The organism is Enterobacter sp. Tr-810, from assembly GCF_011752765.1.
GTDB lineage: Bacteria > Pseudomonadota > Gammaproteobacteria > Enterobacterales > Enterobacteriaceae > Enterobacter > Enterobacter soli.
The window spans coordinates 363,344-386,115 of record NZ_VWWW01000004.1; the positions used below are offsets into that span (position 1 = coordinate 363,344).

Sequence of the window (22,772 nt, forward strand, 5' to 3'; positions counted from 1 at the left end):
CTTTCAGGCGGCGTGTACCTCTCTTCAGGGGATGAAGAACGTGCGGTCTTTACGCTTCAATAGTAGCGGTTTCTGGCGGGATAAAGGGAAAAGGGCGGGGAAATAAAAAAGGCCGCTTTCGCGACCTTTCCGGACATTATTCAGTGACTTTCTTTTCCAGCTCGGCTGCACCGTCTTTGGTTTTGTTCCAGCCTTTTTCAGCCCCTTCTTTGGTTGCATCCCAACCTTTCTCGGTGCCTTCTTTGGTTTTATGCCAGGCTTTCTGGGAGTCTTCACTCACCTTGCTGGAAAAGCTATCGCTCTTACCTTCAGCGGCATGTTGCTTTTTCAGCTTAAGCTCTTCGCCTTTGTTCTGCTCTTCGTGCAGCTTTTGCTTCGCATCGTTGGCATTAGCCGCAGCGGCAGCAACGGTATCGTCGGTTGCATGTGTGGTCGCGGCAAAAACAGGAGAAGCCAGCAGAACGGCAGATAATGCAATAATTGTTTTTTTCATCATTCATCCTCAATTAACGTTTTCGTATTATGAGCGTGATTAAGAATGGCATAATGAATGTCGGGAAGGCTTTAGGAAAAAACTGTAAATGGTCAGCGACTTCCCGCGCATGATATTTCAGTACCTGATCACCCGAGTGTTAAATAACCTATTTCGACCAGGGCCGCGAGCGTCAGGAGAATGAACAGAACAACCACTATTGGCCTGTACATTGTTGATATCCATCCATGTTGGTAATTTCGTCGGTGACGAACTCCTCATACCCCAGCAGCCACTCCTCTTTTAACCAGTCGGTCAGCTGGCTGGAGAATGAAATAATATCGCCGGTCATGATATCTTTTATGCAATATTTACCCAGTACGTCCTGGGCGCGTTTATCCCGTATTTTGTGAACTTTCTGCCCCTTTTTGAGGAACACTTTGTTCAGCCGTTTCATGGCCGCAGAGGTTGATACTGCGTAGGTTTTCAGCATCGTTTTTGCCTCTTTACCGTGGTCAGTAGCGAGATGCGTATCGTGCGTAATCTCATCCATAATTGCCAGCGATTGCGCACAAAAATCAAGGTGTTGGAGGGTAATGTCCATATTATTCTCTATCCAGTTCCATTATTTATCAGATAAGAATTTTCCTAGTGCTGATGATTTTCCACCTGCTGCTTTAAAGAGCCTTGATATAAATCAATTTAGTATTTTAGATTATTATTATTTGGTAATTCAGGCGCGTTGTTATTTACCTGTGTGATTATTTCTTCGGGTAATTTGTACCGCGACGCGGATAGAGGGGAGGGGGCAATACGACGCAGGCAGTGTATTTCTTACACTGCCTGCGGGGAACAGCATTGTTGCTTGCTGGAGGATTAAAGCCCGAACGTCTCTTCCAGCTCGCGCATATCGTTCATGCTTACGCCTTCAGGCTCAAAGCCGCTTGCAAGACACATCAAATGCAGCTTGGCACCTTTGTTGGCGACATCGACAAAATCAAAGGCCTGCAACGCATCAATACCGGTGGCGACGGCGCCGTGTTTTTCCCAGATGGCCACATCGTGATGACGCAGCTGTGTGGTTGTGCCATCCGCCATTACCTGACTGCCTGGCATACAGTAAGGAACGATGCCAATACCGCGCGGAACGAAGGCGCGCACTTCCGGGAGCATCTGCCAGCAGGCCTGGGTGTAGGCTTTGCTGTCATGGGCATATTTTGGATGGTGGGAAAGGGCGATAAGCTCAAGTGGATGCGTGTGCACCACACAGCGGTCAGGACGGCCAGCGCGCTGTTTATCCATGATGATTTCGACATGAGAGATAAATTCGCTGGTGGGTTTGTAATCAGACTGACCGCGACCGCCCCACAGCAGGTGATAACCTTGTGCTTTGTCGTCAATACGCAGCACACAACCTGCGAGTGTCGGGTCGCGCAGTTCGCGAATGCGTTCCCCGGTACCTTTCACAAAGAAAATATGACCAGCGCTGTCGGCCGGGAAGGCGCTGCTACCACCCACCATCGACAGCGGGCAGTGCGGGAACTGGTCAAGATTGAAGGGGACTTCACCGAAGATATCCGTCAAATCTACCGAGATGTTGCCACCATTACGCTCTGCCCATTCGCGTTGCCACAGGTAGGCGGAGACTTCGATCACTTTTTCTATTTCAGCACGAACGGCCGCGTTCAATTCAACGTTACGCATGACTACCTCTACTGCACCCGGGCGGGTGTTAGTGTTGTGTTAAGGACAACTATATAGAGATGGTCGTCGTGCCGCCTTTGGCTGTTTGCCATAAATGGCGGAGGGTTGGCAGAAATTTAAAGACGTGGGGGCTGGTGCGCGGAATGTCTGCAAAGATGCTGAAGAGATAAATTTCATCTACACCAGCGGCGATATAATTAGTGTTGAATGGTTTACAGTAATAGTGACCGCTGCGTGAATTAAGCTGAGGGAATAATGATGCAACGCACCTTTTCGGTATTCTGGATGGTCCTGTTTTTATTCGTCGCGCCGCTTCATGCGGAGCCTGGCGTCTATGGTGAACAGCGCATCAGCGGCTGGTGGAATGCGCTGACGGATGATATTTCGCAAACCTGGGAGCAGCCTCAACGTTACGATCTCTACCTGCCATTTTTGAGCTGGCACGCCCGCTTTATGTACGACAAAGAAAAAACGGACAAATACAACGAAATGCCGTGGGGCGGCGGGCTGGGTGTCTCCCGCTATAACGAAGAGGGCAACTGGAGCGCGCTTTTCGCGATGATGTTCAAAGACTCGCACAATGAATGGCAGCCCGCGATGGGCTATGGCTGGGAGAAGGGCTGGTATCTGGATAATGCCAAAGACTTCCGGCTTGGGCTCGGTGCCGCTGCGGGGATCACGGCGCGCGATGATTTTGCAAACTATGTGCCCTTGCCGTTTATCTTCCCGCTGTTCTCTGCCGGGTATAAGCGCGTTACCGTCCAGTTCACCTATATTCCCGGAACCTATAACAACGGTAACGTGCTCTTTGCCTGGTTGCGCTTAGGCTTTTAAAGGGTGATTACCTTTTTTGCTACGGCGTTAGAAAGCACCAGCATGGAGAACAGTACCGAGGTGATGAAAGTGAGCACGATCAGGGTCAACTTCATACCGAGGGATGTCACCGGGAATAGCGCCGTCAGCAGGTGAAACACCGAGTAGTGCACAATGTACACGCCGGTCATCGTTTTGCTGATGGCGGCCAGAATGGATTCTTTGAATTCTGCATTGCGGCGAAAGCGCACGCCGTTCGCCGCGATCACCAGCGCAATGATCAGAATGTAGATTTGCGAGCCCGTGAGAATAAAAGCGTTTCTGTCAGCTTTGAACAGGGCAAAAAAGAAGTGGCGCTCGTAAAACCAGGTGAAGAGATAAATAAACGGGATGGCGATAACCGCGGCCCTGACCACATTCCTGCGGCTTATCCACTCGGCGATGTTGGGATCGCAGAAAAGCTGCCCTGTCAGGTAAAACAGTAACCACGTCCACAGGCGGTACTGTGGCGAAAGGGAAAAGACGTGGACGTTCGGATAGAGCGCTGAAAGCAAATCATACCCGTAGGAGAAGAGAAGCAGGCAGGCAATCACGCCGCAGAACAGCGTGCGCCGCTGGCTGAGCCACTCCACCGCCGGATGGAAAGTGTAAATCACGACAAACGCAAATACGAACCACGGCTGGATTAAATACCCGCGCTGATACGGTTCCCACAGGTAGTAGATCGTTATCCAGAACAGAAAGACTATCACCAGGCTTTTAATCTTGCCCAACTGCCAGCGGGTGCCGTGCCGGGACTGGCCGTCGAGATAGCCCGAGACCACAAAAAACAGCGGCGTGGCAATGGTCGAGATAAAGGTTAAAAATCCCAGGATCCAGTGATAGTCATAATCATAATGATCCCAGGTATTGTAGATGGTGAAGAAGGTGACCGCCGTCATACAGCCCAGCGTCTTGATAATGTTCAGGCCTGTCGCATTCATTGTTGTTCCGCTTTGTCCTTACGATGGAAGCACGCATAAATCACGGGAAGTACCAGCAGCGTCAGGATTGTAGCAAACCCAAGTCCGAACATAATCACAACGGCCATGCTCTGGAAGAAAACATCCAGCAGCAGCGGCGCCAGCCCCAGAACGGTGGTAAATGCGGTGAGCAAGATAGGACGCAGGCGCGAGGTGGCGGCATACACGATCGCCTCATGCTGGTCTTTATGCGCTTTCTGCTGCTCGATCTCTTCCACCAGTACAATGCCGTTGCGGATCAGCATCCCGCTCAGGCTCAGCAGACCAATCAACGCCATAAAGCCGAACGGAATACCGGTTACCAGGAATCCCGGCGTGACGCCAATCAGCGCCAGAGGCACGGTCAGCCAGATGGCGACGGCGTTTTTCACCGAGCTGAACATCAAAACGGTGATGACAAACATCACCAGGAACCCGATCGGCAGCGTGGTGAAGAGCCCCTGCTGTGCTTCGCTGGAGTTTTCTGCATCGCCTCCCCACTCAATGCTGTAGCCGTGGGGCAGGGCGAGGGCGTCAATCTGTGGTTTCACCCGGGCGAGAATGTCACCTGACGTTTGCTGGCTAAGCGAATCGGGGTCGGTCTGAACCGTCAGCACCCGCGAGCGGTCGCGGCGCAGAATAAGTGGATCTTCCCACTCCAGCGAGAAGCGGCTGACGACGTTACTCAGCGGGATATACTGCTGTCGGGCCTGGCTCCAGACCAGCACGTTGTTCAGGTGATTTGCGTCCAGTCGCTCGCTTTCCGGCGGGCGTACCACGACCGGGAGCAGGTCGCTGCCTTCCCGATACAGCCCCGCACGACTGCCGGAGAAATTCATCTCCAGCGCGTTGTCGACGTCCTGCTTATCTACGCCAAGCTCGCGTCCCAGTGCGGCGACATACTGCGGACGGATCACCTTGCTGCGGTTTTGCCAGTCATTTCTTACGCTTGCGGTGGCCGGGTCGCGCGCCAGAATATCGTCCACCTGGCTGGCAATCAGACGGAGTCTGTCAGGGTCGGGGCCCTTGATGCGCACTTCAATGGCGCTGTCGCCGGAGGGGCCAAACATCACACGTTTGGTACTGGCATTGACCTGCGGGTAGTTTCGGGCGATGTACTCATCGACGTGGCGCGTCAGTGCGGAGATGTTGCGCTGGTCATCCATGCGCACCATGATCTGCGCGTAGTTGCTGTACTGCCGCTGTCCGCTGTAGGTCAAAATAAACCGCATACTGCCCTGGCCAATGGTTGAAACGGTGGTTTCTACGCCCGGCTGGCCGTTAATGGTTTTCTCGATATCACTGGTCATTTTCTCGGTCCATTTGATATCGGTGCCGTAGGGTAACCAGAGGTCGACAAAGAAAATCGGCGTATTTGACGACGGGAAAAAGTTTTGCCGCACGGCGCCGAAACCCCAGACTGACGCGGCCAGCAACGCCGCCATCACGATGAGCGTCGGTGCTTTCCAGTGCAGCAACGTATTCAGCAGGCGCTGGTAAAGGCGGTAGAGGCGTTTGTCGTAAGGGTCTGACTCGTCACTTTTTTCGGGTGCGCTGTCGTTTTTAAACAACCACCACTTGATCATCACCGGCGTGATGGTGAGCGCCGAAAACCAACTCAGCATCAGGGAAATCAGCAGTACCTGGAACAGGGATTTACAGTATTCCCCGGTCGAATCCTGCGACAGCCCGATAGGCGCAAACGCCAGGATGGCGATCACCGTCGCCCCCAGCAGCGGCAGGGCGGAGCGACGGATGATGTAGTTAATGGCGGTCAACAGCGGGGAGCCCTGCTGACGCGCAATTAGCACCCCTTCAACAATCACGATGGCATTATCCACCAGCATACTGAGGGCGATAATCAGGGCGCCGAGCGAGATGCGCTGTAGTTCAATGCCCCACAGATACATGATCAGCAGCGTGCCGAGCACGTTAAGCGCGAGGGAAAAGGCGATGATGATCCCGCTGCGCACGCCCATAAAGATCAGCAGCACGCCGATGACAATCGCCAGCGCCATCAGGAAGTTAATAATAAAACCGTTAACAGAGTGGCCCACTTCGGCGGCCTGATCGTAGAACAGGTCGATGTGTATCCCTGCCGGTTTTTCCGCCGACATCTGGTTTAGCTTCGCCTCCAGCGCGTGACCCACATCAATCACGTTCACGCCGGGAATAAACGAGACGCCCATGGTGACGGCTTTTCTGCCGTTGGCATGATAGATACTGGCCGGCGATTCGTTCAGCCCGCGCGATAGCGTGGCGATATCCCGCAGCCGCGTTGCCGCCCCGGTGCCGGAAGGGGTGATGATGAGATCTGCCAGCTCGTCAAGATTTTCGAACTCACCGGTCGGATGCAGGCGAATGGATTCTGTTCCGGAGCTGATTTCTCCGGCGCTGGAAACGACGTTAAGCCTGCTGAGCAGGGCGGAAAGCTGGTTCAGCGTAATGCCGCGCGCGGCCATTTTGGTCAGTGATATATCGATGTTGACCTGCTGGCTGATGGCCCCACCGATGGCAACCTTACCGACGCCGGGGACCAGAATCAGTTCGCGACGCAGCTGTTCGGCATATCTCACCAGTTCTGGATTGCTGAATTCATCACCAGAAATTGCGAAGAAAAAGCCGAACACGTCGCCGAAATCGTCATTTACAAAGGGCGTAACGACGCCGGGCGGGAACTGGCGCGAAGCATCGCCCACGCGACGGCGCAGTTCGTCCCAGATCTGCGGCAGTTCGTTCGAATGATAGCGTGAGGCAATGTTCACGGTGATTTGCGACAGGCCGTTTGAAGAGATAGAGCTGACATTATCCAGATAAGGCAACTGTTGAAGGGCATTCTCCAGCGGCAGCGTAACCTCCTCTTCAACCTGCTCAGCAGAGGCGCCGGGATAGTGGGTGATGACCACGGCAGTTTTGATGGTAAAGGCGGGATCTTCCAGTCTGCCGATGTTGAGCAGGGCGAAAATGCCCCCCACACCCAGCAGCAGGATTGTCAGCCAGACGCGAATGGGGTTATTGATAAACTGACGAGAGATATCCATTACAGTCCCCGTTCACGCGTCCAGATACGCACCGGCTGCTTAGCATGAAGCTCACCCACACCTGCCGCCACCACGCGCTCACCGGCCTTAAGCCCGCTGGTGATCACCGCACCCTCTGCGGTCACTTGCCCCACGCTGACCTTGCGGTCTTCAAGATGGAGTGCGTCACCTTCCCCGGCCACGACCCAGACGTGCGGTTCATTACGTGGGCTGTTGTCCGGGTTAAAGACTGCCTCAACCGGTACGACCAGCGCCTGAGCGCCAGCGCCAGCCGGGAGGTTGGTTAAATTGATCGTCACCGTACCGCTTACGCCTCCCACGGCGGGAAAATCATCAGGGCGCGGCATGGTGAGGATGACCTGCCAGGTCAGGGTGTTGCTGTCGCTGCTGCCCGAGTGCTCTTTGTAGACAGCGGTAAACTCCCGATCCGGGAAGGCGTTAATTCGCACCACGGGACGATACTGCGCGTTACGGATATCAAAGGTTTTGAACAGGTTCTCAGGAATACTAAACACCACGTCCAGCAGGTCGGTGCGGGTCAGGGTCGCAATGGGTTGACCGGCAGACACCACCTGATGGTTTCGCACATGCACGCTGGCCGCCGTTCCGCTGAAGGGGGCGACGAGCGTCATCTGATTCAGCTCTTCTCGGGCAATCTGCAACGCCGCATTCGCCGAATCGCGGTTCGCGCGCTGCACGTCCATTTCGGCCTTCGAAATCGCCTGGCGACCAGCCAGCGTCTGGAAGCGATCGAATTGCCGCTGGGCCAGCGTCGCTGCCGTTTGTCTGTCGTTAACACGCTGCTGGGCTTCACGGGCGTTCAGTCTGGCAAGCTGTTGCCCCTGTTTGATGGCGGCACCCTGACGTACATCGAGCGCTTCAATTTGACCTGCGCGCTTGAAGGAAAGATCTGTTGCATCACCCGACTCTATGCGGGCGGGGAAAACACGCTGCTGGGCATGACCGGGGACAGTCACCTCCGCCACTTTTACCATTCGCGGCAGGGGAGAAGCTTGCTCGTGTTTCGGGTCGCACGCCGTGAGCGTTAACATAACGAAGGGTAAAAGAGAGAGGTAGCGGTTCACTGTATTCCCCTAATAAATAACTGTTTTATTTATTCCGTAGCAAGGGCAGGGAGTGACACTATTCAGCCAGAACAGTGACAACCATATAGGTAAATAGGCCAATTGCCGTGCTGGCAATAATGGCAAGCGCGATAAACAAACCAAGACGGAAAAGGCTTAAACCGTACATTCATTCCTCCATGCGCCGTAAGGAGCATCTTTCTATGAGCATAGTTGGAGAAAAGATAAATGTTAAATAACCAATATCAGTGGGTAAGCATTAAACCTGATATTCCTGTGCTACGTTTAATATCACTCATCTCTTTTTTCCGTAACTGGCATTAAGGGTAACCCCCTGCATTTAATGCGTTTTATTGCTTCTCTCACTACCGTGTTGGTTATAAAAAGGGTGCTCGATATGTATAAAAATATTCTGGTTCCTGTGGATGTTTACGAGACGGGCCTGGCGGATAAAGCGTTGCACCATGCACAGTTTCTGGCGCAAAGCGCATCGGGTGACATTCATTTGCTGCATGTCATGCCCAGGTTTTCAGCCGAACTGACGCGTGGTTTTATTTCAGATGCGCGCAAGATGGATGAATATATGATTAATAATTCGAAAGAAAAACTGGCTGACCTGGTCAAAAAACTGAATCTGCCAGCAGAACGTGTTCATCTCCATGTCCGTAGCGGGAATGTTCGCGATGAGGTTATTAAGCTTGCGGATGAACTTGCTGCCGGGGCAATTATTATCGGTTCCCGAAATCCCAATATTCAAACCCATCTGTTAGGGTCAGAGGCGGCAAGTATTGTGCGTTACGCACATGTTCCTGTTTTTGTTATTCGTTAATTACATGAAAGCAAGGTGATTTCTGAAAAGAACCTGAGGAAGGAACGATGAAAACAGGAAAACCTGAACGTCCTTATTATCAACAAACTGTTGACGACACCCTGGCGAATATCAGCTCCGCCGTGGAGGGGCTGAGCAGCACTGAGGCATCGGCCCGCCTCCAGCAGTATGGTGAGAATGCTTTACCGCAGAAAAAGGGCAAGCCCGCCTGGCTGCGCTTCCTGGCCCATTTTAACGATGTGCTGATTTATGTTCTGCTGGTGGCTGCGCTACTCAAGCTCTTTATGGGCCAGTGGGTAGATATGTTTGTCATCCTCGGGGTGGCCATCGTTAACGCGCTGATTGGCCATATCCAGGAGAGCAATGCAGAAAAATCGCTGCAAAGTATTCGCAATATGCTCTCCAGCGAAGCCGTGGTGGTTCGACAAGGTAATCATGAAACGATCCCCACCACGACGTTGGTCCCGGGGGACATCGTCGTGATCCGTGCCGGGGATCGTATTCCTGCGGATTTGCGTGTGATTGAAGCGCATAACCTGCGCGTGGAGGAGGCCATTCTGACTGGTGAATCCACCGTTGTTGAGAAAAACAGCGATGCGTTAAGCGGGGAATTGCCTCTGGGCGACCGGTATAACTTGCTCTATTCCGGCACCACCGTCAGCTCCGGCGGCGGGAAAGGCGTGGTGGTGGCGACCGGGGGCGAAACCGAGCTTGGCCATATCAACCAGATGATGTCCGATATCGAAAAACACCGTACGCCACTGATGGTGCAGATGGATAAGCTCGGTAAGACCATCTTCATCACTATCCTGGTGATGATGGTGGTGCTGTTTGTCTTTAGTCTTCTGTTCCGGGATATGCCGGTTTCCGAGCTGGTGTTGTCGCTCATCAGCCTCGCTGTTGCCGCGGTGCCGGAAGGTCTGCCGGCCATTATTTCCATCATCCTTTCGCTTGGCGTACAGGCTATGGCGCGTCGCAAGGCCATAATCCGTAAGCTGCCTACGGTGGAAACGCTGGGTGCGATGACGGTGATCTGTTCGGATAAAACCGGCACCCTGACCATGAACGAAATGACGGTCAAAGCGGTGATTACCGCTGACACGACTTATCGTGTGGAGGGCGATAGTTACGAACCGGTGGGGAATATTCACCCCGTTGATGACCCGACGCCCGTCAGCGTAACGCAGGGGTCGTTGCTGGAACGCTATCTGCGCACCATTGACCTCTGTAACGACAGTCAGTTGATCAAAGACGAGCAGGGACTGTGGAAAATCACCGGGGGGCCGACCGAGGGCGCGCTGAAGGTGCTGGCGGCGAAAATCCCGATTCCACCGCTCGATACCGAAATGCGCAGTAAAATCCCGTTTGATTCGCAGTATAAATACATGTCCACGTTGTACCGTCTTGGCGATGAAGAGGTGATTCTGATTACCGGCGCGCCGGACGTCCTGTTCCGCCTCTGTCAGTTCCAGCAGACGAATGACGGACTACAGCCGTTCGATCAGCCTTACTGGGAAGGGAAGATTGAAGAGTATGCCCGTGAGGGGCTGCGCATGGTGGCTGCGGCCTGGAAACCCGCTCGCGACGGGCAACGAGAGCTGGATCATCCAGATCTACAGGATGGCGTGATCCTGCTTGGGATTGCCGGAATGATGGATCCGCCGCGTCCGGAGGCCATTACCGCCATTGCCGACTGCCTGCAAGCGGGGATCCGCGTGAAAATGATCACCGGCGACCACCCGCAAACGGCAATGAGCATTGGGCAAATGTTGGGTATTGGTAACGCCGCAAGCGCCATCACCGGACGCGAGCTGGAGGCGATGGACGATCGTCAACTGAGCGACGCCGCGCAGCAATACGATATTTTCGCGCGAACCAGCCCGGAAGATAAATTCCGCCTTGTGCAGGCCCTGCAAAGTAAACAGGAAGTGGTGGGCATGACCGGGGATGGCGTCAATGATGCCCCGGCGCTCAAGCGGGCGGACGTGGGGATCGCCATGGGGATTAAAGGGACGGAAGTCACCAAGGAAGCCGCCGACATGGTGTTAACGGATGACAACTTTGCCACCATTGCCCGTGCGGTACATGAGGGACGGCGGGTTTACGATAACCTGAAAAAGACCATTCTGTTCGTTATCCCCAGCAACATCGCACAGGCTCTGTTGATCATCATTGCACTGCTGGCGGGGAACCTGATCCCGTTGACGCCGGTCCTGATCCTGTGGATGAACATGGCGACATCGGCAACGCTGTCGTTTGGCCTGGCGTTTGAAGCAGGCGAGAAGGACATCATGAACCGCCCACCGCGTAAGGCGAATCTCCATGTTATGGACGGCTACGCCATCTGGCGCGTGGTGTTTGTCGGTCTGATGATTGCCATCAGCGCCTTCGTGCTGGAAGCCTGGCTACAGCCGCGCGGTTACTCAGCTGAATTTATCCGTACCGTGCTGCTGCAAACCCTGGTGACCGCACAGTGGTTCTACATGCTTAACTGCCGCGTGAATGACGGCTTCTCACTGAGCAAAGGCCTGCTGGCGAATAAAGGGATTTGGATCGTGAGCGGCGTACTGTTAGCGCTACAAATTCTTATCATTTACGCACCGTTCATGCAGATGCTGTTTGGCACCGAAGCGCTGCCGTTCCGGTATTGGGTTATAACGTTCAGTATTGGATTCATTATGTTCTTGATTGTTGAAGTGGAAAAACAATTAACGAAGCGATGGAGAGTTGTGGAACGCTAAAACAAATATCACCACGCAGGTGGATGTAAAACATTACATCCACCTGCTATCACAAACGACTTTAAAGTTCTTTGAAATGTAAAACATTTACTCTTTAAGAGCCTAACCATGAACACTAAGCATGAGAATAAAATCAAACCAGATATACGTCATTACTTATGCGGGGCGGTATGGTTAGCGACATTCACTTGTCAGGCAGATGACATAAATCTTTATTCGATAAACACAGGATCTTATGTTTACCATTTGACGCATAATCATGGGCAATATACAGAACATTTTGACAACAAATTTATATCAGTAGAGCGAAAATTTTCAGAACAATCAGAATATAGTTATATTCTTGGCACTATGAATAATAGCTTTAATGACAGATGCTTAGCTGCTGGAGTCAGAAAAGATTGGGCGAATCTTGGCGATGGACTGGTTTTCAAAGGGATATATGGGTATGTAGGTGAGTTCTTCTTTGATGCCTTTAGCGATTGTGGTGACCATGGTTCTTATCATGACTTTAAAAAAGTGACTGGGGTTGGTTTCTCACCTTATATTTACCATGGGCTTCAGTATAATTTCACATCATATTTTGGTATGGATGTTGGTTTGATAATACCCTCGGTGTTTGTTATTACTGTACAGTGGAGCTTTAGATGAAATTTTTAGAAAATGCTCTCAGCACTATGCTTATTGGGCATAAAATTATGTTGTCTTCTAAACGCGCCGATTCCCCCGCATAGCTCCCCCTCGATTCAGAAGGAAGATAACCTGCTGATTCACATTGGAAGAAGTTTCGTTCTGATACCATTCTGATCATTACATAATCCTGTAGGACTACCGCGTAGTAATTTCGTTACTTGATGTCATGCTAAATGTCAGGTTAATCGATCTATTTCGGCAAAGAAAATTTCCTATGAATGGCTGAAAGGTTCGGGTTTAATTCGTTGGCATCAGACTTTGCGGGACAAATTGAAGGCACAAAAAAGCCCGCAGGGCTTGCGCCGTGCGGGCTTTCAGGACTTCATCGGTCGACTCTGGTGATTGCCAATAGAGGGGGTGGGCTGGCCGCAGCGCTCGCGCCTGAATTAATGGGTTATAACAGCCAGCATCCCGCTGTCAGAAACTGCGCCATGCAGCACTCGGTCGACTATCTGCGCGAGGCACTTAATGTCTGGCTGGCCGCCGGTGAAAAAATTAATTTTTCTGCGCAGGATAATGACATTTTAACAGCCATCGGATTCAGACTTGACGTGGCTTCGCGGGATGATAATCGTGAAAAATTCACACCTGCGCAAAACCAGAATTACGTCCGAAAACGCGCTGAACTGGCAGCGCTGTAGCCCGTCAAAAAAACCGTAAATCCCGCTCTTTTTCCCGAATTAAGCCATGCATCCGTTCTCACGTCCCTGACTTCCCCGCCAGCGCCAGCGCGGTCTGAGGCCACCCATGCACCTGCATTAAAAGCGACCCATTAAGCGGGCAGGCGGGGCGGGGAGAGCATTGCGCGCGCACGTTGAATCAATTTATTAAAATTTAAAATGGCGTATGATACTGGGGCTTTAAAAACTAACTATGTTGAATAAATAATATTAAGGATATGAGAGGGTATTCATGATACAAAAATCAGAGTCTGAGATTTTTTCCAAACTGGAATCATTGTGTTCTTCTGACGGATTTATTCATGTGTTAGCGTTATTGAGTTGTATGAATAATACAACTTTCTATGAGGAGGAGCTTTCCTCCACGGATATGCAGCATTTGTACGAAAAAGAAAGATTGATAAGAACTGAAATTTCTACTATTGCAGGGTTATTATTAAAGTCCGAAGTTAATATGGCATATCCTGGTGAGGCTGTATTGTCTCAATTGACCGAAGATGTAAACTCATCTTTGGCTGTTTTGCATAGTGCCATGTATTCTGGTGATAGGGATGGTGAATACGACAATAAGATGATAAAAGAGAGTGTTTTTTACTCAGGAGAATCTGCATACGATTTTCAATACCTAGATATGGCAGAGGAAAAATATGCTCAGGATAATTCATGGTTCCTAGAGTGTATCGGGTTTTCATGTAGTGAAATGGTTTCTGTTGGGCGATGTATAGAGTCAATAATAGGAAGGCAAGTTAGTAATTTTTTAAGGCGTGGTTTAGGAGTGTTTAATGAAGGGTTGTTGAAGGTTTACGAACTTTCAATTGATTTAATAGCTACCGAAACCGGCTTGATTAGCAGTAAGGTGAAAGCTATTGTTGATTTGTTTTCATCACAAAAACTCTCTAATGAGAATTTTTGTGATATGAGCAGTTTTAATGTTTATAATGCCAGGCCAATCATATGTGTGAATAACACATACTTCTGTTTTTCCGCTTATTCCTTGGCTCAGTCTATATATGAAACACCATTTTTTTGGATGAATAACGACAAAAAATACAAGTCAATATCTGCAGAGCATCGAGGTCAGTTTGTAGAGGATTATGTATTTAGGAAAATGATCTCGGTTTTTGGTGCGGGGAATGTCTTTAAGAATGTGTTTATTGTTAATGATAACAATGAAACACTGGGCGAAATAGACGTGCTTGTATCCTTTTCTGATTCAGTAATAATTTATCAAGCAAAGTCCAAAAAATTGACTATTGAGGCTCGGAAAGGGAATGACAACGCAATTCAAAAAGATTTTAAATGTGCGATACAGGATGCTTATGATCAAGGTGTATCCTGTGCACAACTCATTTTATCTGGCGCAAGCTTAGCTGATCAAAGTTTCAAACGGTTTAACCTCATTTCTGCTGTTTCAAGATGTTATATTGTTCCAATTATATCTGAACATTATCCGGCTTTAAGTTTTCAGACCCGTCAGTACTTAAATACAACAGTTACCGATGGAATTTACCCACCATTCATAATGGATGTTTTTCTTTTAGATGTTCTGACGGAGTTTTTGGATACACCTCTGCATTTTTTATCTTACATTGACCGTCGGTCGAATTATAATATGAGAGTGTTTTCTTCTCATGAATTAACAGTTTTTTCTTTGCATTTAAAACAAAATTTATGGATTGATGAAGAATACGGTCTTGTCATGTTACATGACGATATATGTGCTGATCTCGATATCGCTATGTTAGCCCGTAGGAGGGGGATAGCAGGTAAACAGACTCCTGATGGTATTTTAACAATGCACCAAGATGGATTTATTAGAAAAATAATTAAATCATTGGAGTCTGAAAATCATAAGTTGGCAGTGGAACTAGGTTTGCTCTTGCTTTCTTTGGATAGTGACTCTATTGAGGATATTAATCAAATTGCCAGAAAAACAATTTTCTTATCTTCAATAGATGAAAAACACCATGATTTTTCTACTGTAATTGGAGATGCTGGTTTTACTGTTCATTGTAATTACTATAATAAAGGCGCTGCAGAAAAACAATTGTACGGGCATTGTTTAAAACGAAAATACATAACTAAAGTAAAAAAATGGATTGGCATACATGTTACACCTAAAACATATAATGTAAATTATGGGGTTATGCTGGATTTTGAATGGAAGTATTCATCCGAGATTGAAAGCGTTATTGAGCCTGGCCGACTTCAAAACACTCTTGTCAAAATTGGTGGTGTTATGACTCAAGCAAAGCGTCCTGGGAGAAATGAACCATGTTTCTGTGGGAGTGGCAAAAAGTATAAAAAATGCTGTTTACGTTAAAATAAAGGGCGTGTAAAAACGCGCCTTTAGTTATAGGTTCTTTACTTCCGTTCCCCACCAATCCATAAGTGTTATTCTTTTCTCTATATATGTAGATCTATTATAAGCTCTTCGAACTTCATTTTTATCAGTATGAGCTAAAGCCGCTTCAATTACATCCGCATTGAAACCTGCTTCATTCATTGCAGTACTTGCGATAGGGCGTAGCCCGTGGGCAACTAGTTTGCCGCCATAGCCAATCCGCTTTATTGCAGCATTAGCGGTCTGACTATTCATCGGTTGCTTTGGGTCATTTCTGCTAGGAAAAACATGCTCTCGATGAGCACTGATAGGTTTCATCACTTCGAGCACATCTTGCTGCTGTTCCTCTGCAACTTCAGCTTGAACTTGCGGGTCGATTCCTTTGGCTAATAAGGCAAGGTAATCAGTTCGTAACCCTAGGGCATCAGCAAGCGAAAGGGTAGCCCCATCATTTTTCGCTGCTTTGTTGCCGGACGTTGATAACGGAAACGCCAGAGCTTTTTTCCGCTGGTTTTCACTATCAGGAAAAGCCCATCGCCATCATGCAGCGTTAGAACCTTCTCTAACGCTTTGGCGCACAGAACTTCGGTAATTAGGGAGCGTGTTGTCCATGCCACTGTGACCGCTCCTTCATGAATTGGTATACGCTTTTAGGTATACATCCTACCGTATACCAATAATCACTGGATTTAGCCGGATGTTCTCGGAAAACGACAGGCACAAAAAAGCCCGCAGGGCTTGCGCCGTGCGGGCTCTCAGGACTTCATCGGATGACTCTGGTAATCATCGATGGAGAATTTTGGTGGGCTGGCGGAGTCTGAATTGGTTTTATAACTATTTGTTTTATATGTGCTAATAATCAATTCAATTTTCATTTTGGTCCCATTGTTGGTCCTAAAAGAAAATGTCAGGTTTTTTGCAGGGGAGGGGAGGTTACAGCAGAGGTCTCTTTGTCTACGAGATTAGCATTTTGCTTTCCTTTAGTCTGCTCTGTATTTAAGCGTTTATTTCACGTCAGTTTTTAACAAGCCGGTAGAGCGTCTTGCTCGCAAAATATCCACTACGGAAAGATACGGAGTTTGTTCTTGCCACGAAAATCCTTTCCGATCGATACGGACAAGCCCGTATTTTTCTACCAGAAAGTTCACTGCATCACTGAGCGATATTCCAGCATCAATATGTTCCTGGATGGTGGAGTCATTGCTGAACGGTGTGTCATTCAGTGTCAGGCCATAGTGCTGCAACAACAGATAAGTTAGCAGCCGCTGCCAGATTTCAACAGGTGACAGGCAGGGCTGAGTCGCCCGTGTCGGGTGTGATGATATGGTTTGCATTATGTTTACTCTGTGATGTTAAGGGAATAAGCAGGGGGTTATTGCAGCTCAGTCTGCTCAGGATAGATAGCAATGTAGACATAGCCACAGGAGCCGAGTGTGTCGGCTTCGCAGGTGAGGCCGTTGTGGTATAGCGTAACGCAGTGTTGGTGGCGAGGGTTAAGTTCTCCACTGGTCAGCATCAGCTCAAGTTGTTTCATCATGAGCGGAAATGCCTGGTCAAGGCGCATTGCAACATCATCGGTGAACGCCCCGCTAAATTCTGCTCGGTCAGCCAGATAGTGCAGTCGGTTGCCTTCCTGAACCAGACGAGCCCCAAAACAAGGTGTTATATCGCGCTTCAGTCCCCACAACTGGCGGGCGGGACTCTCCGGCTTAGTACCGGATTCTGAGTGATTGTTCATTATTTTTCCTGATTAAAGGGAAGGATTAATTGAGAGTGACACTTCGAAGAATGACATAGGGACCATGGCGGTCCTGACGACGTTCAGCAAACACGGCCAGAACGCCGCGTATGTCCTGAACTTCCCGGCCAGCATAATGGCATATACTGCCTGTCCATTTATATTTGCCGGTACAGAAGCGAAACAGCCGGGAGTCTGGATGCTGTCGGTACAAGGCCATGGCCTGGCGTTTACTGATGGTTTTCATATCCAGCCTCGTTCTGCAAACGACACAATGCCACCCTGGCCGACAACCAGGTGATCGAGCGTCTTCACATCGACTAGTCCCAGCACCTCCTTTAGCCTGTCCGTCAACTGGCGATCGGCTTTGCTGGGCTCCGGATCGCCGGAGAGATGGTTATGCGCCAGCACGACAGCTGCAGCATTGAAACGAAGCGCCGACTTCACCACCTCACGGGAATGAACCTGCACATGGTTTACCGAACCGGCAAACAGCGTTTCACTCTCCAGTAAACGATGCTGATTATCGAGATAGAGCACCATAAACACTTCCCGCTCCTGTCTGGCCAGTTGTAACCGGAGCCAGTCACGGGCTGCAGTACTTGAGGTAAAGGCTATACCGGGCTGACGCAGATATTTATCCAGCAGGTTGATAGCGCGGCGAATGGTCCGCTGGGCGTATGGTGTCAGTCCGGAAGTCGTAGGGAGTAAACAGCCATGCTGAGCCATGACCGACACCGGCAAGAGTTCAGGCTGCGATAACAGTGGGGATATTGCGGTACTCATGTTCGGCTTTCCTCAGTCAATGAGATGCATAATGGCGGTGCACTCTGGATGGCTCAGCGCGAAGTCTCGTAAGCGATAATAATGCTCAGTCATCGCATCGCATTCGGTACGGCACGCGTGATGGCTGTATGCCATCAGGCAAGCGACTATCCCCGCAGCTTCGTCAGTAAGTTCCGCACCGTTGCCGTTCATACTGTTGAACAATGTCCACTTCTCATCGTGCTCTGCCTCAGGAACCATAAAAGCGCCACCGTTACTGAGCGTCGAGAAGTTCCAGATACCACCGTGATAATCGGTACATAGTCGATCCATCCAGGCAAAGATTTGAGGCTCAAGGGTTATCCACTGTGGGATGGAGCCAAAGTGCTTCGGCCAGAAGCCTATACGTAAGTCGTCAGGGACCACTGAGGCCGCAATAGCTGTCTGCTCAGCGAGCTGAATGTTTTGTGTATTCATTAAACTTTCTCCTTATGCCGGAACGGTTGTTTAACGCCCGAAAAACTCGAGCATGTTTTCTGCCATAACCCACAGGGCGCGGTTGAGCTTCATATCGCCATCAATACCGGTAACAGCCCGGGTGCGGCTGCTTTTCCCCTGTGCGGTTCGCCCTGACAGACCACCTTTCATCAGGTTCTCCTGCACGCGCTGATAAACGGTCCACAGGTCATCGCTGTAGTCCTCCCGACGACGCGGGGTCAGCAACTGCGATACCGTGACCGGCTGGTGGTCCTCACCAAAGCGATACTTCAGTGCGGCATTCGCCATTGCGTGTTGGGCTGGTGTAGGCAGCGCCAGTGACTGCATTGCATCGCGTTTCTCATCCACCCGGTCAAAGACCCCGAGCACTTCGTAAGCCCCTTCAATTACCTTCTCGACGACATTACCTTTATGCGGTACCCGCACTTCCCCGAATGACTGGCCACAGACCAGACCATTAGTACAGACGCCACGAAACAGTCCCGGTAGCATCTGGTAGCTCGACGAACCGTCATGGCTGTTGAGAAGAATGATTTCCGGCACCTGATGCCCGATAAGTTGTCCGGCTCGACGCAGACGCAACATATGCTTGGTGTGCTCCCGCTTGCTCTGGTCGCGAACCTTCGTCTGGCAGGCAAAGAACGGCTCAAAGCCTTCCCGCTGCAGGCTTTCGAGGATGGTGATGGTCGGGATGTAGGTGTAACGGTCTGAACGAGATTCATGCTTGTCACTCCCGAAAACGCTTGGGACATGACTCATCAGCTCTTCGTGGGTCAGAGGTCGGTCTCGGCGTATCTGGTTTATACGGCCAAAGCGGCTGGCTAATCTCATGGGTATCTCCTTTGAATGGGCATAAAAAACCACTCCGAAGAGTGGTTCTGGATTGAGGGAAAGTATTCAGTGCTGGGGCGGGGTTTGTTCCTGCTGTCCTGCTGCTTTATCGTCAGGTAACGCAGGCGAATTGTCGCTGTAGGCCCGAAGACGCTGTATTCGCCTCAGAATCATGGGCTTGCCGTACTGGAGGTATCGAAGACACCATTCGCACGTAGCGATCCTCTGGATGGGCAGCGGTAAGTGCCGGTAGACTTTGCTGCATACTGATAACACAAAGACATCATCATTGAGTGTGTCCTCTGCAACGGCGCAGAGTCCGTTGATAGCAGCGCGTTGCAGCCAGCCTCGATATTTCTTCAGCGATTGAGTTTTAGGCGCAGATATAGACCGCTTTCCTGACAACGAATTTTTCAGGCAAGGGTGGCGAGTTTTTTTATAAGGCGTATCAGGCTGAGTGTGGTCAGCGTGGCCCCGAGCGTCTGGCATACAACCGATTTGCTTCGCAGCAGCGTGAGTCCGGTGACACTGAAAACAACGGGCCAGGTCAGATCCAGCGGTTGCTCTTCTGGCACGGTATCGTCCGGCGATTTTGCGTTTTTCATTGGTAAGTCCATAAGATGTCCGGCATCGCAGGAAGCGTATACCGGACAGGGTGAGTGATTAGGGAAGATCTGCGGAGGCTATTTCCTGAGAAGCGTTAGTGGGGCCACTGTAAACGCCGACGTATTCATTTTGGGTAAAGATGATGACTGCATTGGTCTTTGGATCAAACGTGCACCCATTGAGTCCTGCAATTACAGCGCTTTTCCCTGAGCTTGTGTTTTTCACAATGAGCTTGCTGTCGGCGCAGTTACTGGATTTAACAAAATTCACCACATAACCGTCCTGCTCTGCGACGGTTTCCGCAGGCGTTGGTTTTGGCTCAGGATAACGTTCTTTCTGCCCACCTACGCGCTCGCGGCTGTAAGGAACATATTGCACCGAGTCATTACGCAAGGTTGGCGGGTCGTTGTTCATGCTCAGGTAAACAGGGCAATCAGCAGCGCCCACGACACAGCTCTTACTGAAAATAGTGCGAGACGGCCAGCCTTTAGTGCTAATGTAGGCCGCACCGGTTTCATCCAGGCAGTAGGTTTCCTCCCATGCATAATTTTTATTCTGGCCCGGCATGGTGCGGGTGGTGATGAGGCAAGTCAGGGCTTTTACAGGCTTTCCGTCGTAGCGGATAAAGTTCTGTTCAAGCGGTGAGGCGGCATACAGCAAGGGAGATATATTTGCCGCCGCAGCCATATTTTGCGCCTCAGCGTTGAAACCGGCTTTATTGTTGAGTTTGACGCTGACTGCCTCATTGTTCATATCACGCAGCATTTCACCGCCGTTTTCCGTCAGAAAGAAGGTGTACCGCTCAGGGTGAATATGCCCCTGGATAGTGATGGCAAAGCTAAGTGCCGGGAACAAAAGGATCGGGAGTAAAACCAGGCGTGAGAGTAATGTCGACATAAAGACATCCTTATTCATTATTGTTAACGATACGGGTGAATTTGTAGTTGGAGAGGGGATTAATGGCTAATGCAGTCTTCCCAGGTCAGGTCCTGCAACGCGTCATGCAGCCCAACTGCTTTAAAGGGGTGAGATGACGGCTCGTTCATCTGGGTGACTTCAATTTGACCATCATCATTTGTATTTTTAAGCGCCATAAAGGCCGCCTCGCCAGGCTGGTAATGCACTGCGTTGATATTCAGTCCCACCGTTTTTTGTCCGTCGTCGGGAAATTCCGCATGAGCTTTATCTGGTGCGCTGTAACCCACGACCAGCTGATTGTCTCGGCAGGTCAGAGTCAGGCGTTCACCTGCGCTGTTGTCGGTGTTAAGTTCAAACTCCATCACATTGATAGTGCCAAACCAGCTACCCCAATGTTGCTCCCGGCCCATGGCGTCCGAAGCGGTGCTGAACAGCGTGGCACTCAAGAACAGTGCAGAGGTTATCTTCAACATAAAAAAATCCTTACTGAGTGTTTTATAAGATAAAAATGGCCTTTGAGCTTTGTCTGAGGCTATCCAATCGTATGCATTTGGCAGGGGATGGGATAATCGTTAATACAGATCGGTTTTCTGAAATTGATCGCTATTATCTATTATAAAAACGATCAATAGAATGTAATTGATAGTTTTTGACTATCATGATTTGAGTATCGATCGGTGCCACAGATCAACAAGATACAAGCCGGAAACGAATGTCTGTTGCGGTTCGTTTGAGTGATATAGGTGTGAAATTTTTTGGGATACGTTCTAATCAAGATATTAAGAATCAACAACTTTAATACAGGTTTGTATTAGTTGTTTTAAAGGTACTAACTTCGGAGTAATTACTGGATATATTATGTAGGTTAATTGACGTTTTTAGTTGTTTCCTTCTTCTATTGCAATTTTAACATGCAGGAGAATATTTGTGGCTGATTGGTATTATAATAATAAAGAAGTACTGTATTTAGTATCATGACAATCTATATCACTCTCCTATGGCAATAATTTTGAATATAAAAATAGTAGTTATTTACATATCCAGAAAATGATATTGAGATGATTAATATCAGGAGTTAAAAGTGAAAATATTCATCAGTCCCTTCGGGATAAGTAATCAGCATCATATGGATCGTATTCGTGAAACACTTGATAAGTCTTTACAGGAATACCCAAGGACGTTTGTGTTAAATATCATCTTGAGATTACCTGATGAGAACTATGAGTATTACAAGGCAGATCCTAAATTAATAACAAAATTTATTGAATCTTTAAAATCTCAGATTGAGCATACACAGAAACGTAAAGCCGCACAGGGAAAACGTATTCGCTCCTGTAATGTTCGATATGTCTGGTCAAGAGAGTTTGGTGAGGAAAAAGGCAAGAAGCATTACCATGTGGCATTGATGCTGAATAATGATGTTTACTGTAATGCGGGTACCTATTATCCCATAGAAGGACTTTATATCCATAACCTGGCATTAATGATTATGGAGGCCTGGATGAGAACGCTGAGTCTCAATGTCACGCCTGACTATCAGAAGCATTATCAACTTGTGCATTTTGTTAAGGAGGGAGATTTCAGACTGGATAAAAATGGTGAGAAGTTTGAATACTATTACGGTCAACTGGGACGCAGTTTGTCGTATTTGACTAAACTCGCCACCAAAGACGGTTCTGATGGCATGCGTAATTTTGGTTGTAGTCAGTCCTGATTATTCACTGGTATGGATATATTGCGATTTTAAAGAGGCTGTAGCAGCGTTGTAGCGGTTTTATTCTTAGCAAAACGTTAACATGCGTACGCTGTAATCTGTTGTAGCAGGCCTGTAGCGATTGAAATGTCATAGCCAGTGATGGATGATAATTGAGCAATTTGATCTATTTCCACTGCGGATATCTTTCAAAATACCGCTACAGCTCGCTACTGTAGCGATGGTAGCAGAGCTAAAACAGACACCGGAAACTTTTTCAAAAGAAAAGGCTCGTTGATACTTGAGTATCACGAGCCTTT

General features: G+C 49.3%; 22 protein-coding genes and 1 pseudogene. 7 read left to right on the forward strand and 16 right to left on the reverse strand.

The window, feature by feature from the left end:
• Positions 1-136: 136 nt before the first annotated feature.
• The 3 genes from F3J30_RS14485 to rhaD form a co-directional block, all read right to left on the reverse strand.
• Entirely contained in the window at positions 137-493 is a 357-nt protein-coding gene (locus F3J30_RS14485) for a hypothetical protein (RefSeq protein WP_014071430.1), read from the reverse strand.
• Positions 494-689: 196 nt separating this feature from the next.
• Positions 690-1,076, reverse strand: a complete 387-nt coding sequence (locus F3J30_RS14490) for a hypothetical protein (protein WP_166717683.1) — start codon at positions 1,074-1,076, stop codon at positions 690-692.
• A gap of 272 nt (positions 1,077-1,348) precedes the next feature.
• Positions 1,349-2,176: a rhamnulose-1-phosphate aldolase gene (gene rhaD, locus F3J30_RS14495; protein WP_014071428.1), complete on the reverse strand. Its 828-nt coding sequence runs from the start codon at positions 2,174-2,176 to the stop codon at positions 1,349-1,351.
• Positions 2,177-2,434: 258 nt separating this feature from the next.
• Between rhaD and pagP the strand changes: the two genes are divergently transcribed.
• A complete protein-coding gene (pagP, locus tag F3J30_RS14500; RefSeq protein WP_166717721.1) occupies positions 2,435-3,010 on the forward strand; it encodes a lipid IV(A) palmitoyltransferase PagP in 576 nt (191 codons plus the stop codon).
• Here pagP and F3J30_RS14505 read toward each other — a convergent pair.
• Genes F3J30_RS14505 through F3J30_RS14515 form a run of 3 tightly spaced genes read right to left on the reverse strand, consistent with a single transcriptional unit; the run spans position 3,007 to position 8,116 of the window.
• On the reverse strand, positions 3,007-3,972 hold the full coding sequence (locus F3J30_RS14505; RefSeq protein WP_166717684.1) for an acyltransferase family protein: 966 nt from the start codon (positions 3,970-3,972) through the stop codon (positions 3,007-3,009). The genes pagP and F3J30_RS14505 overlap by 4 nt on opposite strands.
• Entirely contained in the window at positions 3,969-7,031 is a 3,063-nt protein-coding gene (locus F3J30_RS14510; protein ID WP_166717685.1) for an efflux RND transporter permease subunit, read from the reverse strand. The genes F3J30_RS14505 and F3J30_RS14510 overlap by 4 nt, the downstream gene beginning before the upstream one ends.
• Positions 7,031-8,116 carry an efflux RND transporter periplasmic adaptor subunit gene (locus F3J30_RS14515; protein ID WP_348771119.1) on the reverse strand — a complete coding sequence of 362 codons (1,086 nt, stop codon included), beginning with the start codon at positions 8,114-8,116 and terminating at the stop codon, positions 7,031-7,033. Before F3J30_RS14515 ends, F3J30_RS14510 begins: the two co-directional genes overlap by 1 nt.
• A 397-nt stretch (positions 8,117-8,513) precedes the next feature.
• On the opposite strand from F3J30_RS14515, the gene F3J30_RS14520 reads away from it, so the two are divergent.
• The 5 genes from F3J30_RS14520 to F3J30_RS14540 all read left to right on the forward strand — a co-directional run bounded on the left by F3J30_RS14520 (position 8,514) and on the right by F3J30_RS14540 (position 15,382).
• Positions 8,514-8,945 carry a universal stress protein gene (locus tag F3J30_RS14520; RefSeq protein ID WP_014071422.1) on the forward strand — a complete coding sequence of 144 codons (432 nt, stop codon included), beginning with the start codon at positions 8,514-8,516 and terminating at the stop codon, positions 8,943-8,945.
• A gap of 47 nt (positions 8,946-8,992) precedes the next feature.
• A complete protein-coding gene (locus F3J30_RS14525) occupies positions 8,993-11,686 on the forward strand; it encodes a cation-transporting P-type ATPase (RefSeq protein ID WP_166717686.1) in 2,694 nt (897 codons plus the stop codon).
• A gap of 108 nt (positions 11,687-11,794) precedes the next feature.
• Positions 11,795-12,337 carry a hypothetical protein gene (locus F3J30_RS14530; protein ID WP_166717687.1) on the forward strand — a complete coding sequence of 181 codons (543 nt, stop codon included), beginning with the start codon at positions 11,795-11,797 and terminating at the stop codon, positions 12,335-12,337.
• 260 nt (positions 12,338-12,597) lie between these two features.
• A complete protein-coding gene (locus F3J30_RS14535; protein ID WP_282097533.1) occupies positions 12,598-13,020 on the forward strand; it encodes a phage polarity suppression protein in 423 nt (140 codons plus the stop codon).
• A gap of 271 nt (positions 13,021-13,291) precedes the next feature.
• The gene (locus F3J30_RS14540) at positions 13,292-15,382 is read left to right on the forward strand and encodes an SEC-C metal-binding domain-containing protein (RefSeq protein WP_211053260.1); all 2,091 of its coding nucleotides are present in this window, start codon (positions 13,292-13,294) and stop codon (positions 15,380-15,382) included.
• 30 nt (positions 15,383-15,412) lie between these two features.
• Here F3J30_RS14540 and F3J30_RS14545 read toward each other — a convergent pair.
• From F3J30_RS14545 to F3J30_RS14590, 10 genes and pseudogenes are all read right to left on the reverse strand, one after another.
• Positions 15,413-16,020: pseudogene (locus tag F3J30_RS14545) on the reverse strand (tyrosine-type recombinase/integrase).
• Between the two features lie 387 nt (positions 16,021-16,407).
• Positions 16,408-16,737 carry a TA system toxin CbtA family protein gene (locus F3J30_RS14550; protein ID WP_166717688.1) on the reverse strand — a complete coding sequence of 110 codons (330 nt, stop codon included), beginning with the start codon at positions 16,735-16,737 and terminating at the stop codon, positions 16,408-16,410.
• 38 nt (positions 16,738-16,775) lie between these two features.
• Positions 16,776-17,141, reverse strand: coding sequence for a type IV toxin-antitoxin system YeeU family antitoxin (locus tag F3J30_RS14555; protein ID WP_166717689.1), 366 nt, complete (start codon positions 17,139-17,141; stop codon positions 16,776-16,778).
• 25 nt (positions 17,142-17,166) lie between these two features.
• A complete protein-coding gene (locus F3J30_RS14560) occupies positions 17,167-17,388 on the reverse strand; it encodes a DUF987 domain-containing protein (protein ID WP_109948919.1) in 222 nt (73 codons plus the stop codon).
• Positions 17,385-17,927 (reverse strand): DNA repair protein RadC, encoded by a 543-nt coding sequence (radC, locus tag F3J30_RS14565; RefSeq protein WP_166717690.1) that lies wholly within the window; start codon positions 17,925-17,927, stop codon positions 17,385-17,387. The genes F3J30_RS14560 and radC overlap by 4 nt, the downstream gene beginning before the upstream one ends.
• 12 nt (positions 17,928-17,939) lie before the next feature.
• The gene (locus tag F3J30_RS14570) at positions 17,940-18,383 is read right to left on the reverse strand and encodes an antirestriction protein (protein ID WP_015673487.1); all 444 of its coding nucleotides are present in this window, start codon (positions 18,381-18,383) and stop codon (positions 17,940-17,942) included.
• Positions 18,384-18,413: 30 nt separating this feature from the next.
• A complete protein-coding gene (locus F3J30_RS14575) occupies positions 18,414-19,235 on the reverse strand; it encodes a DUF932 domain-containing protein (RefSeq protein WP_166717691.1) in 822 nt (273 codons plus the stop codon).
• 413 nt (positions 19,236-19,648) lie between these two features.
• Positions 19,649-19,840: a hypothetical protein gene (locus tag F3J30_RS14580; RefSeq protein ID WP_041412185.1), complete on the reverse strand. Its 192-nt coding sequence runs from the start codon at positions 19,838-19,840 to the stop codon at positions 19,649-19,651.
• A 58-nt stretch (positions 19,841-19,898) separates the two neighbouring features.
• On the reverse strand, positions 19,899-20,738 hold the full coding sequence (locus F3J30_RS14585) for a hypothetical protein (RefSeq protein ID WP_166717692.1): 840 nt from the start codon (positions 20,736-20,738) through the stop codon (positions 19,899-19,901).
• 59 nt (positions 20,739-20,797) lie between these two features.
• Positions 20,798-21,232 (reverse strand): hypothetical protein, encoded by a 435-nt coding sequence (locus F3J30_RS14590; protein WP_166717693.1) that lies wholly within the window; start codon positions 21,230-21,232, stop codon positions 20,798-20,800.
• A gap of 608 nt (positions 21,233-21,840) precedes the next feature.
• Between F3J30_RS14590 and F3J30_RS14595 the strand changes: the two genes are divergently transcribed.
• Positions 21,841-22,473, forward strand: a complete 633-nt coding sequence (locus tag F3J30_RS14595; protein WP_252478096.1) for an inovirus Gp2 family protein — start codon at positions 21,841-21,843, stop codon at positions 22,471-22,473.
• Positions 22,474-22,772 lie beyond the last annotated feature (299 nt).

Bases quoted from the DNA above. Each gene is read 5' to 3' on its own strand.
- F3J30_RS14530 (WP_166717687.1), top strand. From the start codon at position 11,795: ATGAACACTAAGCATGAGAATAAAATCAAACCAGATATACGTCATTAC.
- F3J30_RS14535 (WP_282097533.1), top strand. From the start codon at position 12,598: ATGGCTGAAAGGTTCGGGTTTAATTCGTTGGCATCAGACTTTGCGGGA.
- F3J30_RS14590 (WP_166717693.1), bottom strand. From the start codon at position 21,232: ATGTTGAAGATAACCTCTGCACTGTTCTTGAGTGCCACGCTGTTCAGC.
- F3J30_RS14505 (WP_166717684.1), bottom strand. From the start codon at position 3,972: ATGAATGCGACAGGCCTGAACATTATCAAGACGCTGGGCTGTATGACG.
- F3J30_RS14520 (WP_014071422.1), top strand. From the start codon at position 8,514: ATGTATAAAAATATTCTGGTTCCTGTGGATGTTTACGAGACGGGCCTG.
- F3J30_RS14585 (WP_166717692.1), bottom strand. From the start codon at position 20,738: ATGTCGACATTACTCTCACGCCTGGTTTTACTCCCGATCCTTTTGTTC.
- F3J30_RS14580 (WP_041412185.1), bottom strand. From the start codon at position 19,840: ATGAAAAACGCAAAATCGCCGGACGATACCGTGCCAGAAGAGCAACCG.
- F3J30_RS14485 (WP_014071430.1), bottom strand. From the start codon at position 493: ATGAAAAAAACAATTATTGCATTATCTGCCGTTCTGCTGGCTTCTCCT.
- F3J30_RS14560 (WP_109948919.1), bottom strand. From the start codon at position 17,388: ATGAAAACCATCAGTAAACGCCAGGCCATGGCCTTGTACCGACAGCAT.
- radC (WP_166717690.1), bottom strand. From the start codon at position 17,927: ATGAGTACCGCAATATCCCCACTGTTATCGCAGCCTGAACTCTTGCCG.
- F3J30_RS14510 (WP_166717685.1), bottom strand. From the start codon at position 7,031: ATGGATATCTCTCGTCAGTTTATCAATAACCCCATTCGCGTCTGGCTG.
- F3J30_RS14555 (WP_166717689.1), bottom strand. From the start codon at position 17,141: ATGAACAATCACTCAGAATCCGGTACTAAGCCGGAGAGTCCCGCCCGC.
- F3J30_RS14490 (WP_166717683.1), bottom strand. From the start codon at position 1,076: ATGGACATTACCCTCCAACACCTTGATTTTTGTGCGCAATCGCTGGCA.
- F3J30_RS14525 (WP_166717686.1), top strand. From the start codon at position 8,993: ATGAAAACAGGAAAACCTGAACGTCCTTATTATCAACAAACTGTTGAC.
- pagP (WP_166717721.1), top strand. From the start codon at position 2,435: ATGCAACGCACCTTTTCGGTATTCTGGATGGTCCTGTTTTTATTCGTC.
- rhaD (WP_014071428.1), bottom strand. From the start codon at position 2,176: ATGCGTAACGTTGAATTGAACGCGGCCGTTCGTGCTGAAATAGAAAAA.
- F3J30_RS14540 (WP_211053260.1), top strand. From the start codon at position 13,292: ATGATACAAAAATCAGAGTCTGAGATTTTTTCCAAACTGGAATCATTG.
- F3J30_RS14575 (WP_166717691.1), bottom strand. From the start codon at position 19,235: ATGAGATTAGCCAGCCGCTTTGGCCGTATAAACCAGATACGCCGAGAC.
- F3J30_RS14570 (WP_015673487.1), bottom strand. From the start codon at position 18,383: ATGAATACACAAAACATTCAGCTCGCTGAGCAGACAGCTATTGCGGCC.
- F3J30_RS14550 (WP_166717688.1), bottom strand. From the start codon at position 16,737: ATGCAAACCATATCATCACACCCGACACGGGCGACTCAGCCCTGCCTG.